Source organism: Paracholeplasma vituli, from assembly GCF_025446935.1.
Lineage (GTDB): Bacteria > Bacillota_I > Bacilli_A > Acholeplasmatales > UBA5453 > Paracholeplasma > Paracholeplasma vituli.
On record NZ_JAOEGN010000005.1, the window covers coordinates 108,648 to 124,009 of the forward strand.

The 15,362-nt window shown below is 37.7% G+C and carries 13 protein-coding genes; 5 read left to right on the top strand and 8 right to left on the bottom strand.

Features of this window, described 5'->3' with window-relative positions; translation table 11 throughout:
• Positions 1-112 precede the first annotated feature (112 nt).
• The 5 genes from N7603_RS03865 (at position 113) to N7603_RS03885 (ending at position 3,599) form a co-directional block, all read left to right on the top strand.
• Positions 113-931: an HAD family hydrolase gene (locus tag N7603_RS03865; RefSeq protein ID WP_262096034.1), complete on the top strand. Its 819-nt coding sequence runs from the start codon at positions 113-115 to the stop codon at positions 929-931.
• Between the two features lie 94 nt (positions 932-1,025).
• Positions 1,026-1,232 carry a helix-turn-helix transcriptional regulator gene (locus tag N7603_RS03870; protein WP_262096035.1) on the top strand — a complete coding sequence of 69 codons (207 nt, stop codon included), beginning with the start codon at positions 1,026-1,028 and terminating at the stop codon, positions 1,230-1,232.
• Positions 1,229-1,639, top strand: coding sequence for a hypothetical protein (locus N7603_RS03875; protein WP_262096036.1), 411 nt, complete (start codon positions 1,229-1,231; stop codon positions 1,637-1,639). Before N7603_RS03870 ends, N7603_RS03875 begins: the two co-directional genes overlap by 4 nt.
• A 14-nt stretch (positions 1,640-1,653) precedes the next feature.
• On the top strand, positions 1,654-2,427 hold the full coding sequence (locus tag N7603_RS03880) for an ABC transporter ATP-binding protein (protein WP_262096037.1): 774 nt from the start codon (positions 1,654-1,656) through the stop codon (positions 2,425-2,427).
• Positions 2,427-3,599: an ABC transporter permease gene (locus N7603_RS03885; protein ID WP_262096039.1), complete on the top strand. Its 1,173-nt coding sequence runs from the start codon at positions 2,427-2,429 to the stop codon at positions 3,597-3,599. Before N7603_RS03880 ends, N7603_RS03885 begins: the two co-directional genes overlap by 1 nt.
• 40 nt (positions 3,600-3,639) lie before the next feature.
• Here N7603_RS03885 and N7603_RS03890 read toward each other — a convergent pair whose 3' ends face one another.
• The 8 genes from N7603_RS03890 to secA form a co-directional block, all read right to left on the bottom strand.
• A complete protein-coding gene (locus N7603_RS03890; protein ID WP_262096040.1) occupies positions 3,640-6,048 on the bottom strand; it encodes a glycogen/starch/alpha-glucan phosphorylase in 2,409 nt (802 codons plus the stop codon).
• Between the two features lie 91 nt (positions 6,049-6,139).
• On the bottom strand, positions 6,140-7,990 hold the full coding sequence (gene glgB / locus N7603_RS03895) for a 1,4-alpha-glucan branching protein GlgB (RefSeq protein ID WP_262096041.1): 1,851 nt from the start codon (positions 7,988-7,990) through the stop codon (positions 6,140-6,142).
• Positions 7,983-8,747 (bottom strand): regulatory protein RecX, encoded by a 765-nt coding sequence (locus N7603_RS03900; protein ID WP_262096043.1) that lies wholly within the window; start codon positions 8,745-8,747, stop codon positions 7,983-7,985. The genes glgB and N7603_RS03900 overlap by 8 nt, the downstream gene beginning before the upstream one ends.
• Positions 8,737-10,125, bottom strand: a complete 1,389-nt coding sequence (locus N7603_RS09040) for a S41 family peptidase (protein WP_262096044.1) — start codon at positions 10,123-10,125, stop codon at positions 8,737-8,739. Before N7603_RS09040 ends, N7603_RS03900 begins: the two co-directional genes overlap by 11 nt.
• Positions 10,106-10,963, bottom strand: coding sequence for a YitT family protein (locus N7603_RS03910; RefSeq protein ID WP_262096045.1), 858 nt, complete (start codon positions 10,961-10,963; stop codon positions 10,106-10,108). The genes N7603_RS09040 and N7603_RS03910 overlap by 20 nt, the downstream gene beginning before the upstream one ends.
• The gene (gene prfB, locus N7603_RS03915) at positions 10,964-12,055 is read right to left on the bottom strand and encodes a peptide chain release factor 2 (protein ID WP_262096046.1); all 1,092 of its coding nucleotides are present in this window, start codon (positions 12,053-12,055) and stop codon (positions 10,964-10,966) included.
• A gap of 63 nt (positions 12,056-12,118) precedes the next feature.
• Complete coding sequence (locus N7603_RS03920; protein WP_262096047.1) at positions 12,119-12,526, bottom strand: DUF1801 domain-containing protein; 408 nt, start codon at positions 12,524-12,526, stop codon at positions 12,119-12,121.
• Between the two features lie 74 nt (positions 12,527-12,600).
• Positions 12,601-15,090 carry a preprotein translocase subunit SecA gene (gene secA, locus N7603_RS03925; protein ID WP_262096048.1) on the bottom strand — a complete coding sequence of 830 codons (2,490 nt, stop codon included), beginning with the start codon at positions 15,088-15,090 and terminating at the stop codon, positions 12,601-12,603.
• Between the last annotated feature and the right edge of the window lie 272 nt (positions 15,091-15,362).

A 15,362-nucleotide genomic window follows, 5' to 3' on the forward strand; every position in this document is an offset into this window, starting at 1 on the left:
GCGTATAATTATACCTTAAGCGTCCTAAAAGATAAAGAATTATCTTTTGAAGGCCATCACTTTCAGACTAGGTTTTTTAACCTTTTTGTGCGATAATATAGAAGGTGATGAAATGAAAAAATATATGATTGCATGTGATTTAGATGGTACTTTATTGGATGGTAACTCTGAACTCACAACAGAAACGATAAGTTATTTAAAGGAACTCGCTAGTTTAGGCCATAAAATCGTGATTGCGACAGGCCGCCCTTTTAGAGGTTGTTACCATTATTATCAAGCGTTAGATCTCGATACACCGATTATTACGGATAATGGCGGGTCGATCGAAAATCCTAGAGATAATCACTTTCAAAAAATGACCTTAAAAATCCCTAAACGAATCATCGATAAATTGTTCAATTTTGCTGAACCTTTCACAAGAACAGCATTTTATAGTGTGGATAATGGGCTTTACGTGTATAAACCAACAGATCGCTTAAACTGGTTATACCATGAAACAGAGGATACCTTCTTTGTCGAAGGACCCTTCACAAATCCTAATCATCCGGAACCTTCTGGGTTAATGTACATCATTGATGTTGCTTATAAAGAAACATTTGAATCCTTTATTATGAACGAATGTGATGGTTTACTTTTATACCGCGACTGGGGTAGTGATCACAAGAACGCCATATTTGAAATTTATCAAAAACGTACTTCTAAAGGGGAAGCGATTGAATTTGTAAGACAGTATTATGGTTTTGAACCTGAACAAGTTATCGCATTTGGCGATGGGCTCAACGATTTAGACATGCTTCAAGTTGTCCATCATGGGGTTGCGATGAAAAATGGTGTCGATGAAGTCAAAGCAGTTGCGAAAGCAATCAGCTTTAAACCCAATACCGAAAATGGAGTCATTGAGTATTTAAAACAATATATCACAAAAGACTAAGCGCAGGCTTAGTTTTTTTTGTAAAGTATGCTTGACATTCAAAAACAGTGGTGTTATAGTAATGATGTAAAGCAAACTTGACAAAGGAGAAACTATGAATAATCATCTCGAATTGCTGCGGAAACAGCAAAACATTAAACAAGAGACGCTTGCAGATGCCATGGGGGTATCGCGCCAAACCATCAGTTCAATTGAAACCGGAAAATACAACCCTTCTATTATCTTAGCGATTAAACTTGCAAGATTTTTCAATTGTACTGTCGAAGAGATTTTCGTTTACGAGGAGGAGACAACACAATGAAGAAACCATTTATCACAAGACAGTACTTACAAGCCATCCGTTTATTAGGTATGATTTTCATCATTTTGTTTATACTCAATGTTCGATTTCAATTCTTAAACGATTATTTGAGTGGGTTTTCACTAGGATTTGGAGTCACAATTATATTATTATCTACCATCTTGTTATTTAGTAAATCTTACATGAAGGAACAAAAGATTGCTGAGAATGATGAACGTCTAATAATGATTAGAAACAAAGTTGTCTCACAAACCTATTTCGTTCATTATTGGATTCAGTTCTTACTCATCGTGATTTTCGGTTTTTTTGAAGAAACCAACCTCATTTCCATCATCATGGCTGGCATATTCGTATTTGAATCCTTGGTAATGCTTGGACTCGATATTTACTACAAAAGAAAATACTAAAGGAGAATGTATATATGAAAGTATTGTTTTCAGTTAAGGATGTCACAAAGACATTTACGCTTTCGAAAAAACAGCGTAAAATTTTAAAAACCAACGATTCTAAAAAGGTCGCTGTTAAATCTTTATCATTTGACGCTTACGAAGGTGAAATCTACGGTTTGCTTGGGCCTAACGGAGCGGGTAAAACGACCACGCTACGCATCGCAAGTTCATTGATTAAACCCGATTCTGGTGATGTATTCATCGATGGTATCTCGGTTGTCAATGATCCTAGTAATGTTCGTCGTAAGATTGGATTTTTAACCAGTGAGTTGAAATTAGAAGACTTTTTCACACCGAACTACTTGTTTGATTACTTCTCACGTTTGCACAACATCGAAGAAGAAACCATTCAAGCTCGTAAGAAAATGTTGTTTGACCAATTTGGGATCCAGCCATTTTGCGAGGTAAAGGTATCTGATTTATCGACGGGTATGAAACAAAAGGTCTCATTAGCAATTTCGATTGCTCACGACCCGAGCATCATCATTTTTGATGAACCGACTAACGGTTTAGACATCATTACAGCGAAAACCGTCACAGATTTTTTAATCCATTTAAAACAAACAGGTAAAACCATTATTCTTTCTACCCATATCTTCAGCTTAGTCGAAAAGTTATGTGACCGTGTGGGTATTATCATTGAAGGTGAAATGGTCTATGAGAATACCGTTGCAGAAATCATGAAAACCACGGACTTAGAAACCTTATTCTTCCAATTATATGAATCGAAAGGGGGAGTATTATAATGCAAAACATTTGGACCATCGTCAAAAAAGAACTCAAACGCTTCTTTACCGATAGACGCATGCTCGTTACACTCATCCTACCAGGACTAATGATTTTTGTTCTTTATTCCTTAATGGGTAGTGTGCTTTCAGAAACGGTATCGATTCCAGAAGATTATACTTATAAAGTATCAATTGTGAATCACCCATCCGAATTTGATGCGTTTAACCAAAACCCTGCTTACCCTGTAGAACTCACCGTCATCGATGGAACTCTATGGATCGATGATGTTAAACTCGCAATTACAGAAAAGACTGTAGATTTACTCATTATTTATGAAGCCGATTTCTACTCTAAAATGCTCGCATATAGTATCGATTCTGGTTTACCTGCGCCACAAGTAGAAATCTTCTATAATGCTTCTTCGAATGAATCTAGTTCAATTTACAGTTACTATACCTCGATGTTATTAGCCTATGAATCGAATATTTCTAATAAGTTTGATATCAATCGTGGAGATACATCCTATAACTTAGCAAGTTCAAAAGATATGTCGATACAGTTCGTTACCATGTTAGTCCCATTCTTACTCATTACCTTCTTATTCACAGCATCTTTAAGTATTGCTTCTGAATCGATTGCAGGAGAAAAAGACCGTGGAACGATTGCAACCCTATTAACCACACCTACGAAACGCAGTGAGATTGCATTAGGAAAAGTGATTGCGTTAAGCATCACAGCATTAGCCAGTGCAGCCTCTAGCTTCTTCGGTTTAATGCTTTCACTACCAAAACTAATTGGTGAAGATTTCACCATGGCGATGTATGATTTTGGCACGTATGTCTTGTTATTTACAGTATTGATTTCTACGATTTTGATCTTCATTGTACTAATTTCAATTATCAGTGCTTACGCGAAGTCCATCAAAGAGGCTTCCTCCTTAGCGATGCCTTTGATGATTATTATCATGCTTATCGGAATTTCTTCCATGTTTGGAACCAGTTCATCGAATTTAATCATGTACTTCATCCCAGTATATAACTCGGTTCAGTCGATTACGTTCATCTTATCTCTAGAAGTGAACTACTTGTTCTTAACCGTCACCATACTAACGAACCTACTGGTTGTCGGATTAGGTACGGTATTACTTACCCGTATGTTTGATTCTGAAAAAGTAATGTTTAATAAATAAACAAATACCCGATTTAGCTGGTGCTAAATCGGGTTATTTCTTATTTGATTTTGGTTAAGTGCCAAATATCTTTGTTGTATTCTTCCATGGTTCTATCGGTAGAGAAGAATCCAGATTTCGCTGTATTCATAATCGACATCTTGAGCCATGTAGGACGGTTTTGATAGAGTTTATTTGCTTTCGCTTGAGCCGCAACATAACTATCAAAGTCTTTGAGGACTAAATAAACGTCACGGTCGAGTAAGTTTCTACGAATTTCTTCAAATTCATTTCGTGGCACATTGGTGAAGAATCCATTGGTGAGTTGATCCAAGACACGTTTGATTCTTGGGTCTTTTTCATACATCTCATAAGGTTGATAAGATCCTTTTTGGTAGAGATCAGTCACTTCTTTAGCGGTTAATCCGAAGATAATGATGTTATCTTCACCGACCAATTCTGCGATTTCAACGTTTGCACCATCGAGTGTACCAATCGTGATTGCACCATTCATCATGAACTTCATGTTGCCTGTACCAGAGGCTTCCTTAGAAGCGGTTGAAATTTGTTCCGACAAATCGGCAGCTGGCATAATGGTTTCTGCGTAGGTGACATTGTAATCCTCAACGAATACCACTTTGAGCAACTCATTGGTTTCAGGGTCATTGTTCACTTTTTCAGCAATCGTATTGATTAATTTAATTACTTTCTTCGCAAACCAGTAAGTAGGTGCTGCTTTAGCACCGAAAATAAAGTTCTGTGGGTAGAACTGCTTACGTATTTCAGGGTTTGATTTTAGTTCATTGTATAAATGCATAATGTGTAAAGCATTCATCAATTGACGTTTGTATTCATGAAGACGTTTGACTTGAATATCAAAGATTGCGTGTGGATTGAGTTTCACACCTTGTTCTTTGAAAATCTTGTCGGTGAGGGCTTGTTTACGTGCAAGTTTCATCGCTTCGTAACGTTTTTGTATTACAGGATCATTCGCGAATTTTGCGAGACCTTCTAATTTAGAAGTATCTTTAATCCATTCATTACCGACTGTATCCTTAAGGATTTCAACGATTTCTGGATTAGATTGTAAAACCCATCTTCTATGGGTGATACCGTTTGTTTTGTTATTAAACTTATTTGGATAATAATCCGCGAAATCGCGCATTTCAATTTCTTTAAGAATATCAGTGTGAAGTTGTGCAACCCCATTGACCGAGAATGAACCGACAATCGCTAAGTTCGCCATGTGAACCATACCGTTTTTAAGGATTTGCATCGACTCAACTTCTTTTGCATAATCGCCAAAGCGTTGTTTCAATTCAATTTCAAAACGACGGTTGATTTCTTCAGTGATGGTATATATTCGAGGTAGTAAAGGTTGGAATAAACGAATTGGCCATTTTTCTAGCGCTTCAGCCAAAATGGTGTGGTTCGTATAAGCGACACAGCGACGTGTAATATCCCAAGCGTGATCCCATTCCATACCTTCTTCATCCACTAAAATGCGCATGAGTTCAGGAATGATTAGTGTTGGATGGGTATCGTTAATGTGGAAAACGGCTTTTTCAGCTAGGTTATCCAGCGTACCAAATTGTTTTTTATGTTTCTTTAATACCGCGTTCACACCCGCACTTGAGAATAAGTATTGTTGTTTCAAACGTAAGATCTTACCTTCATCGGTATCGTCATTTGGGTAAAGCATTTCTGAGATTTGGCGTAATTTCTTATGATAATCAAATGTTCCACCTTGATTTTGGTATAAATCGCTCGGTTCAGCACTCCAAAGTCTGAGTGTGTTGATCACTTGGTTGTTGTATCCGACAATTGGGACATCATAAGGAACTGCTTTGACATATTCCGCATTACGATGGAATACGTTGAGTTTTCCGTCGATGACTGAAAGTTCAATGTGTCCATAGAATGGGACATCGATGGCTTCTTCATCACGTCTGACTTCCCAAACGTGTATATCTTTTAACCAGCGGTCTGGGTATTCAACTTGATAACCATTTTCAATTTTTTGTTTAAAGAACCCATAGCGATAACGGATGCAGTTACCATGAACCGGTAGCGCTAAAGCAGCTACACTATCCATGAAACAAGCCGCTAATCGGCCTAAACCGCCATTACCTAATCCAGCATCGGTTTCTTTATGTTCAATTTCATTGATGTCTAAGTTGAGTTCATTAAACGCTTGTTTAACAACGTCGTAGACACCCGCATTCATTAAGTTATTCGTAATCATACGACCCATGAGGAATTCCATTGAAAAATAATAGACTTGACGCTTGTCCGATTCGATTTTCTTCGTTTCCTTCCAATCATCTGCGATGTGTTCTTTAAGAAGGGTTCCTAAAGCAACATATTGTTGATAACTGCTAGAATCTTTGAAGTCGATCGCGTATGTCTTTTCTACTTGTTCAATGAATGCCTTCTTAAATGTAATCGCATCTTTAAATACAGTTGACATGTGTTTTCTCCTTACAGTAATAATCCAGTGTGATTATACCATAAAGGCACCTCTGCTTAAGGTGCCTTCTGTCTTGCAAACGATTACATTTTTACTTTCGGTACTTTAAAATGAGCGCTGTAAGGGGTCCAATCGTTAATTTCACATATTGATTTTGATTGTGACATTGCCCTTCAAACGTCTCTAAAGGTAATCCATTGTACTGATCAGAACCCCCATATTTGAGGAGGTCACTGTTGATGATTTCGTCATAAACACCGCTAAAAGGCACACCCATTTCATATTGGTGATATACCGTAGGTGTCATATTTAAAACCACCAAAACATGATCTTCAGGGTCTTTTCCGTATCGAATAAAACTATAAATCGATTGGTCTGCATTGGTAGAGTCAATCCATTGAAAACCTTTTGGATCGTGATCTAATTCGTGTAACGCAGGCTCTGATTTATATAGATAGAGTAAGTCTCTCACAAACTCATTGGCTGAATGGTGAGATTTAAACTCATAAAGATTCCAATCTAACTGACGATGGACACTCCATTCTTGGAAATGAGCGAATTCTTGACCCATAAATAATAATTTTTTACCTGGATGGGTCATATATAGACCCATCAATAAGCGATAGTTCGCGAATTTTTGCCAGTAATCCCCAGGCATTCTCGTTAAGAGTGTGCCTTTACCATGAACCACTTCATCATGTGAAAATGGGAGTACAAACTGTTCTGAAAATGCATAGGTTAAGCCGAATGTAATGTCGTGATGATGCCACTTACGGTGAATTGGGTCACGCTTGAAGTATCTTAGGACATCGTTCATGAAACCCATATTCCATTTATAGTTAAATCCAATACCACCCGCGTCTACAGGTTTGGTAACCCCTTCATGCGCTGTTGAGTCTTCTGCCATGAGTAGGATGCGGTCATCTTTACCAAAAATGACATAGGATAACTGTCTCAAAAAATCAATCGCGCCTAAATTGGTACCGTTTCTTGAATCTCCTAAATAGTATAAGAGGTTAGAAACTGCATCCACTCTAAAACCATCGACGTGGAAATAATCCATCCAAAAACAAGCGTTGGAAATTAAGAAACTTTTAGTTTGGGGTTTCGATAAATCTAAATTTGCTGTCCCCCATACTTCATTCTCACGTTTCCAAGTTTCGTCGTGTTCGTATAGTGGAGACCCATCAAAGAAATACAGACCATGTGCATCTTTACAAATATGGCCAGGAACCCAGTCCATAATGACACCGAAGCCTTCTTGATGTAGACGGTCAATCATATACATTAAATCTTTTGGAACACCATAACGAGCGGTTGCAGAATAATAACCGGTCCCTTGATACCCCCAAGAATCATCGAGTGGGTGTTCATAGATTGGCATCAATTCGATGTGAGTAAAATTCTGTTCTTTTAAATATTGGATAAGTTGTTCGACAATTTCATTGAACTTGAAAAATTGTCCATATTTTGTCCGCCAAGATCCTAAGTGTAGTTCATAAATCATAACGGGTTTATCGTAGAGTTTGGTTTTGGAAAACATCCAATCTTGGTCATGCCACTCATACCCATCGATATCGTATACTTTAGAGGCCGTATTGGGTCTATTTTCTGAGAATTTAGCATAAGGATCGGCTTTATAGAGTTTACCCTGATTGGTAAAAATCACGTATTTGTATTTCGCCCATTCTAAATTCCAAGGAATCTCAATGGACCAAACCCCCATATCGTGAATCTTTGTTAGGGTGTGTGCGTGTTCTAACCAGTTATTAAATTCACCGACCACAGAGACCATTAATGCGTTTGGTGCGTATACGGTAAAACGAGTACCCTGTATTAAGCCTTCTTCATCTTTGATTAGGTGTGCACCAAATATGCGATAGGCATCATAGAGCTTGCCTTCATTAAAGAAATAAGCATCTTCATTCGAAATTTTATACATAATTATTCTCCATTTCTACCCCTATTTGTTCGATCTGTTGACCGCTAAATCCTTTTTGTCTTAAAGCTTGATGGATTTTTTGTTTGAGAGCGTATCCTTGATAGGTCTTTTCGTATTTGCTACGAATTTTTTGGTATTCTTTTAAAATGGCATTCGATTCATCAAAACGTTTGGGATCTAAATATTGTTCAACATATTTTAGGGTGGTTTCATAGTCAAAACCCTTGGCTATAACTTGACGAATGACGGTGTTTTTGGCTTGTAAAAACGTTGGTTTTTGAATCGATTTACAAGCTTTCATCACTAATTTTTTAAGTGCGTCATCGTTTTTCGGTAAAACTCTTGAAATGGTTTCTGGGTGTAACCCTTTCGTAGACAGGATCGATTCGATTTTCTTCGCACCGTACTTGTTTTTATACCCCTCTACAAGTAGTTTACCATACTCTAAATCATCTAAATAGCCGAGTTTTTTATAGGTGTTAGTCCATTCTTCAATGTTTGATTCCTTGACATTCAGGCTTCTTAGATAGGTTTTAAACTCATGAACGGATTGTGGTTTTTCCAAATGCACAATTGCCTTACGCTTTTGAACGTGAACTTTATCGGCATCTAAAATAGCTTTAAGTAATTTTGAATCGATTTCTAAATCTTTCTTAATACGAAAAACAACAATGGTTTCTTCTTCTAATTGGATGACTTCATCCCCGAGTGTGACTTTGTATCCAAAGCGGACACGTTCTAATTTCTCAACTTTCATAATTCACCAAGTAAGTAATGGTTTGTTGGAGTTGGTTATCATAGGATGGCAATACGACAATACTTCTATAATAATCAATTAAGAACATAATCGTTTCATAATTGAACGACCCCGTCACCGAAAGATTGTTTGCGGATTGGAAGGCTCTAATTTTCGCTTCTAAATCGGAATCTAATACAGACAAATTACCGCGGTCTGGTAACGTATCTTCTAAAAGATTGAGTAGTTCGATGATGGTTTGTTCAGTTTCTACAGACTGGTTTAATGTGATTTCTGATTTGTAGATTGGATAAGGGTAAGCAACGATACCCGATTGAATAATGTTTACATCAGGGATAATTCCACCCTCAACGGTGTTGTTATTTGGGGAATACCAATAACCTTCAGTCATATTGAGATAGAGTTCTTTCGATTGTCTTTGAAGTACAAATGTTGTTTGATAGACAAACTTCCCATATGTTTTCATCCCTACAAGTGGGTAATTTCCATTTTCACGCATCGCTATCGCAAGCACTTCACTCGCGGAGGCACTATGTTCGTTCATTAACACGACAATTGGATACGTTTTTTTGACATTCTCTGCTACACCATAATAAGGTGTTTTCAAATCATCATAAATTCGATGCATCGTTACAACTGGGTCTGAACCAGTAGCGAAATTGGAGATGATATCGACCACAGCAGTTAAATACCCACCGCCATTGTTTCGGACATCAATGATTAACCCTGCTGGATTTTCGGCTTCTAGTTTCGCGAGTTCAGTCCTAAATGCCATACCGGTTTTTCCGGCAAATCGGTTGATATCGATATAAGCTATTCTATCTTCAAACATTGTTGAAGTTACAGAGTTCAGTGGGATTTCTTTGATACTGACAGTTGTTTCAACGGTTTGATCACCCCGTTTAACCTTGAGATTAAATGTGGTGCCTAAATCTCCATATAACAACGCGATACGTTCATCATAAGTTAAATCTGTTAGTGCTGTTCCATCGATTTCTTGGATGATATCCCCAATATAGATGGATTTTTCCAAGCGGGCTAATGGATTTGTATCGGATATGAGTAACCCTTCTGGTAAATCCATGATTGAAATCCCAATCCCATAGTAGGATTCATCGAGTTCAATTGTGCGTGTATTCGGTACATATAAATAAGTATAGGGATCATTCAAACGTTCAATAATCTCATCGACGGTATTGACTTCATTAATCTTAAAATCGAGATCCTTATAGTAGTATTTATCCAATAAAGTATAGACTTCATAGACGTCTGGTTTAGTTAAAAAAGTGGGTAGCTCAATATCGCACCCACTTAAAAAACCTAATAAAAGGCTAAGGATTAAAGTTAAAAATACGCGTTTACTCTTTACTAAATCCACGTCCAACCGCCTCTTTCGTATCTGTCATGAAGGTAAAAGCTTCTGGATCTATGCGTTCGATAACAGAACGCATCATATTGACTTCTCGATTACGCATTGTACAAATGACCATTTTACTCGCAATACCACTGAATCCACCTTCAGCATCAATCAAGGTACAGCCACGATCAATCGTATCGTAAATAGCTTGCTTAATGAGTTCTGGTTTTTTCGTTATGACGAAAATGGTCTGTCCTGCACGTCCCTTAATCGATACGTTATCAACAATAATCGAGATTAAGAAGACGCTCGCTACGGCGTAGATAAATAGTTCAATGTCTCTAAAGAATATTAAGGAGAGAATGACGACTAATCCATCTGTGAAGAAAAAGATGACTTGATACGGTATATGGAGCTTCTTATGAATGATACTTTGAATGACATCCATACCGCCAGTGGTCCCACCAAAGCGGAAAACAATCCCAAGTCCAACCCCAACGAGAAGTGAACCCGATACAGCTGCAATCAGTAATTTCGAATCTGTAATTTGATTCATGATCCACGCCTCATCTGAACCAATTAGTTCAAGAATGAATAATATGGTTGGTGAAGCTAATGTACCAAAAACAGTTTTTAAGAAGAAATCTTTACCTAAAACTAATAAACCTAAGATTAATAAAAAAGAGTTTACGATATATAGAAAGATGGATGGGTTAATATGGTCTTTGAATAAGACAGCTAATCCCATTGTTCCACCAATAACTAAGTTTTCTGGTAATAAGAAATAATAAAACCCCAGGGTCATTATCGTAACCCCGAATGCAATTCGTGAATACTCTGATACTATTTTTTTGATCATCTAATCACCTGACTTTAAATAAGCATTGATAAAACCGTCGATGTCACCATCCATCACTGATACCGTTTGACTGGTTTCATAATCGGTTCTGTGGTCTTTCACCATTTGATACGGGTGGAATACATAGGAGCGGATTTGAGAACCCCATCCAATCTCTTTTTGTTCACCTTTAATATCATTTAATAATTTTCTTTGTTTTTCAATTTCTAAAACCGCTAACTTCGATCTTAAGATGTCCATAGCGACCTCTTTGTTCTTAATTTGACTACGTTCGTTTTGACAGGTCACCACGATGTTGGTCGGTAAATGCGTCACTCGAACTGCACTGTCCGTCGTATTAACGCTTTGCCCACCCGCTCCGCTGCTTCGATAAACATCCACTTTGATATCTTCATCCTTAATGTTGATCTCGATGCGTTGATCGATTTCAGGCATTACTTCCACAGAGACGAAAGAGGTATGGCGACGCGCATTCGAATCAAAAGGAGAGATTCGAACCAAACGGTGCACACCGTGTTCACTTTTTAAATACCCATAGGCATATTTGCCTTTAATTCTAATCGTTACGCTTTTGATGCCCGCTTCTTCACCAGCTTGGTAATCAAGGACATCTATCTTATAGTTTTTTCTTACTGCGTAGCGTTGGTACATCCGGTAAAGCATTTCACACCAGTCTTGAGATTCGGTCCCACCAGCACCAGGGTGTAGTTCTAATATAGCCGGTAAATCATCATACGGCTCATTCAAAAGAATTAAGGTTTCAAATACTTTTAAAGATTTATCTAAAGCTAGGACTTCATCAGTAATCAATAGAAAATCTTCAGATTGATCATCTGTGACACTCGCAAGTTCGGATAAACTCTCTGATTCTTTAAGTAAGCTTTCATAGGTTTCAATCTGTTCTTTTTGATTATTTGTCTTTTCAATTATTTTTTGGGCTGCTTTGACGTCATCCCAAAAATCAGCCGCAGTCATCATTTGGCTGTTTTGTTCAAATTCTTTTTTTAATGTTTCTAAATTGAGTGCTCTTTCTAAATCCGCTAAACGAATTTCAAAGGACTCTAAGTATTTATTTAATTCATAACGTTCCATAATATAACCTCACAAGTATTATAACAAAGTTATAAGCAATCTACTAGAATAAACGGGTATGGTTCATTCGATTCTTGTGATAAAATCCATTTTTAAGGCATCTTCTGTGGTTTTTATGATGAGGCTTCTAAGAACATCTAAATCGACATCCTTTAAAGTCTTAATGTATAAACAGCTTTTTCCGTAGGTCACTTTACCAAGATGTGAAAGCTCTTCATACTGATTAATTTCAAAACTTAAATAGAGGGTAATGGCTTGTTTTCGGCTCGCCAATCCAATGATTGGCATATCTCCGCTATGTCCGGTTTTATACTGATAGTGAAGCTTACCAAACCCAACAATAGTACCCCAAAGTTTTGGTTTGAGTCCTGTGATTTCACTCATCAAATCAATCAAATAAAGTACATCAGGTTTTCGTTTTGGGTCGAGTGAATCTATATAGTTTCTTACATCTACGTTTGTTATGTTCATCGTATTTATTCCCCTTGATACTATTATATCGAAAAAAACCTAGTACAGGAGTCATCTTCGTACTAGGGTTTTGCTTATCGACGCCAATTTGGCATGTTTCTTTGATTGTGGTTCTGTTTGATTTTTCCTGGCTTTTTACTTCTAAGTTCGCCACCCTCATTGGTTTTTGTATTCTTCACGACTTCTTCGCGTTCAGAATTTACACGGATTTGGGCACGCAACACATAGGTTGCGATATCTTTAGAAATATTAAGCGTCATATCTCTAAACTTAGCGAAGCCTTCTTTTTGATAGATTTGAAGCGGGTTACTTTGACCGTATTGTTGTAGTGTAACAGCTTGTCTAAGTTCGCTCATTTGATCTATATGTCGCATCCAGAACGTATCAATGACACGAAGTGAAATGACTTTTAAGAATTCATTAAAGACTTCTTCAGGGAACATATTCTTCTTCGCTTCGATTTCATGGATCGCTAGGGATTTTAAGTAAGCAGGAATACCTTTTTCATCCAGTTCAGCGAGTTTTTCTTTATCGACAGTACCTCTTGCGAATAAAACACCATCGAAAGTTGCGTGAATGGCTTCATCGTTAATATCGAACTTATTCTTACCAACTTGAACCATGAGTGGTGCGACAGCACTCTCAATATAGGATTCAATGGCTTTGATGACAAATGGTTCAATGTTCGCTTCCGTGAGAACGAATGTACGTTCTGCATACATGATTTCTCTTTGTTTACGAAGTACATCGTCATATTTCAATACAGTTTTACGAGTATCGTAGTTTTGACCTTCAATACGTTTTTGCGCAGAAGATACAAAACGTGAGAATATCTTGGATTCAAGTGGTTGAGGTTTTGTCGCATCTTTATCGGTATTGAGTTTGGATATCATCGCAATACGTTGTTTAAAGGATTCCCCACCAAATCGCATTAAGAGTTCATCTTCAGCGGATAGATAGAATCTCGAGTAACCTGGGTCTCCTTGACGTCCTGAACGACCTCTTAACTGATTATCGATACGTCTAGATTCGTGACGTTCAGAACCGATGACTGCGAGACCACCAAGTTCAACGACACCTTCGCCAAGTTTAATATCGGTACCACGACCAGCCATATTGGTAGCAATCGTTACAGCGAATTTTTGACCCGCTTTTGCGATAATATCAGCTTCGCGTTCGTGTTGTTTGGCGTTTAATACGTCGTGTCTAATCCCACGATGATTCAGTAATTTAGATAAGATTTCAGAGGTTTCAACTGCAACCGTACCTAATAAGATCGGTTGACCTTTTTTGTGTCTTTCCTCAATATCATCAATCAATGCGTTGTATTTATCTTCTAAGGTAACAAATAAATAGTCTGGTGCATCCACACGAATAACGGGTTCGTTCGTAGGTACTTCGACGACATACATGTTATAAATTTCTCTGAACTCTTCTTCCTCGGTCTTCGCTGTACCAGTCATCCCGGACAGTTTCTTATACATTCTGAAGAAATTTTGGTAAGTAATGGTCGCAACCGTTACGGTTTCTTTTTTTATTTCTACGTTTTCTTTAGCTTCTAAGGCTTGGTGTAACCCTTCAGAAAACTGTCTACCTGGTAATACACGACCTGTAAATTGGTCAATAATGAGAACTGCGTTATCGACGACCATATAATCTTTATCTCTAAACATAATATAGTTCGCACGGAGTGCATTATTGATGTGGTGTAGTAAGGTTACGTTATTGATGTCATAGAGGTTTTCGATTCTAAACATCTGTTCCGCTTTTTGAATACCCGATTCAGAAAGCTCGATGGTTTTAGATTCAATGTCAATGAAATAGTCTTCATCGCTTAAGTGTTTCGCAAAACGATCCGCACCGGTATATAAGTTTTGATTTTGTTTCGCACCACCGGAAATGATGAGCGGTGTACGGGCTTCATCAATTAAGATGGAGTCAACTTCGTCGATGATTGCGTAGTTTAAACCACGTTTTTGAACCATATCTTTCGCATAAAGCGCCATGTGGTCTCTTAAGTAGTCAAAGCCCAATTCGGAGTTTGTCGAATATAAAATATCGCAATCATAGGCGGCTTTCTTCTGGTCTGGTGTGAGTTCACGGATGTTTAATCCAACCGTCAAACCTAAAAAGCGATAGATTTCGCCAATTTCACCTTCAGCTTCACGTTTAGCTAAGTATTCATTCACAGTGACAATGTGAGTGCCTAAGCCGTTAAGTGCGTTCAAATATGCTGGCATGACTGCAGTGAGGGTTTTACCTTCACCGGTTTTCATTTCAGCGATGTTCCCACCATGAATCGCAATCGCACCCAACAATTGGACATAGTATGGGTACATTCCAGTCACACGACGAGATGCTTCTCTAACGACTGCGTAGGCTTCTACAAGTAAGTCGTCCAAGGTTTCGCCATTTTGGAATCGTTGTTTAAATTCTGCTGTTTTATTTTTTAATGCTTCGTCACTTAAAGCCGCCATAGAGTCGGCTAATTTTTCTATTTTATCTGCGATGGGTCTGGCTTTTTTTAATTCTTTAATGCCTGCGTCAAACCATTTCTTAAACATTAAATCACACTTTCTTTGGAATATATCTCTATAGTATATTACTATAAATGGGACTTGATTACAACAAAACCCCATCTTTTAACATAAAAAAAACGCCTAAGCGTTTTTCTGTTTACGTGAACTACCCACCACTTAATAGAAGTGGGGGCTTCCTATCCAAACCAGTGTACCCACCAGTGACTCAATAGGCTATCCCCGTAGTCCCTACGGTTCTTAGTTCTTTTATATCTCTAAAGCTAATTTGTACTGTCTTAATCCTTCTTTGTTGATAT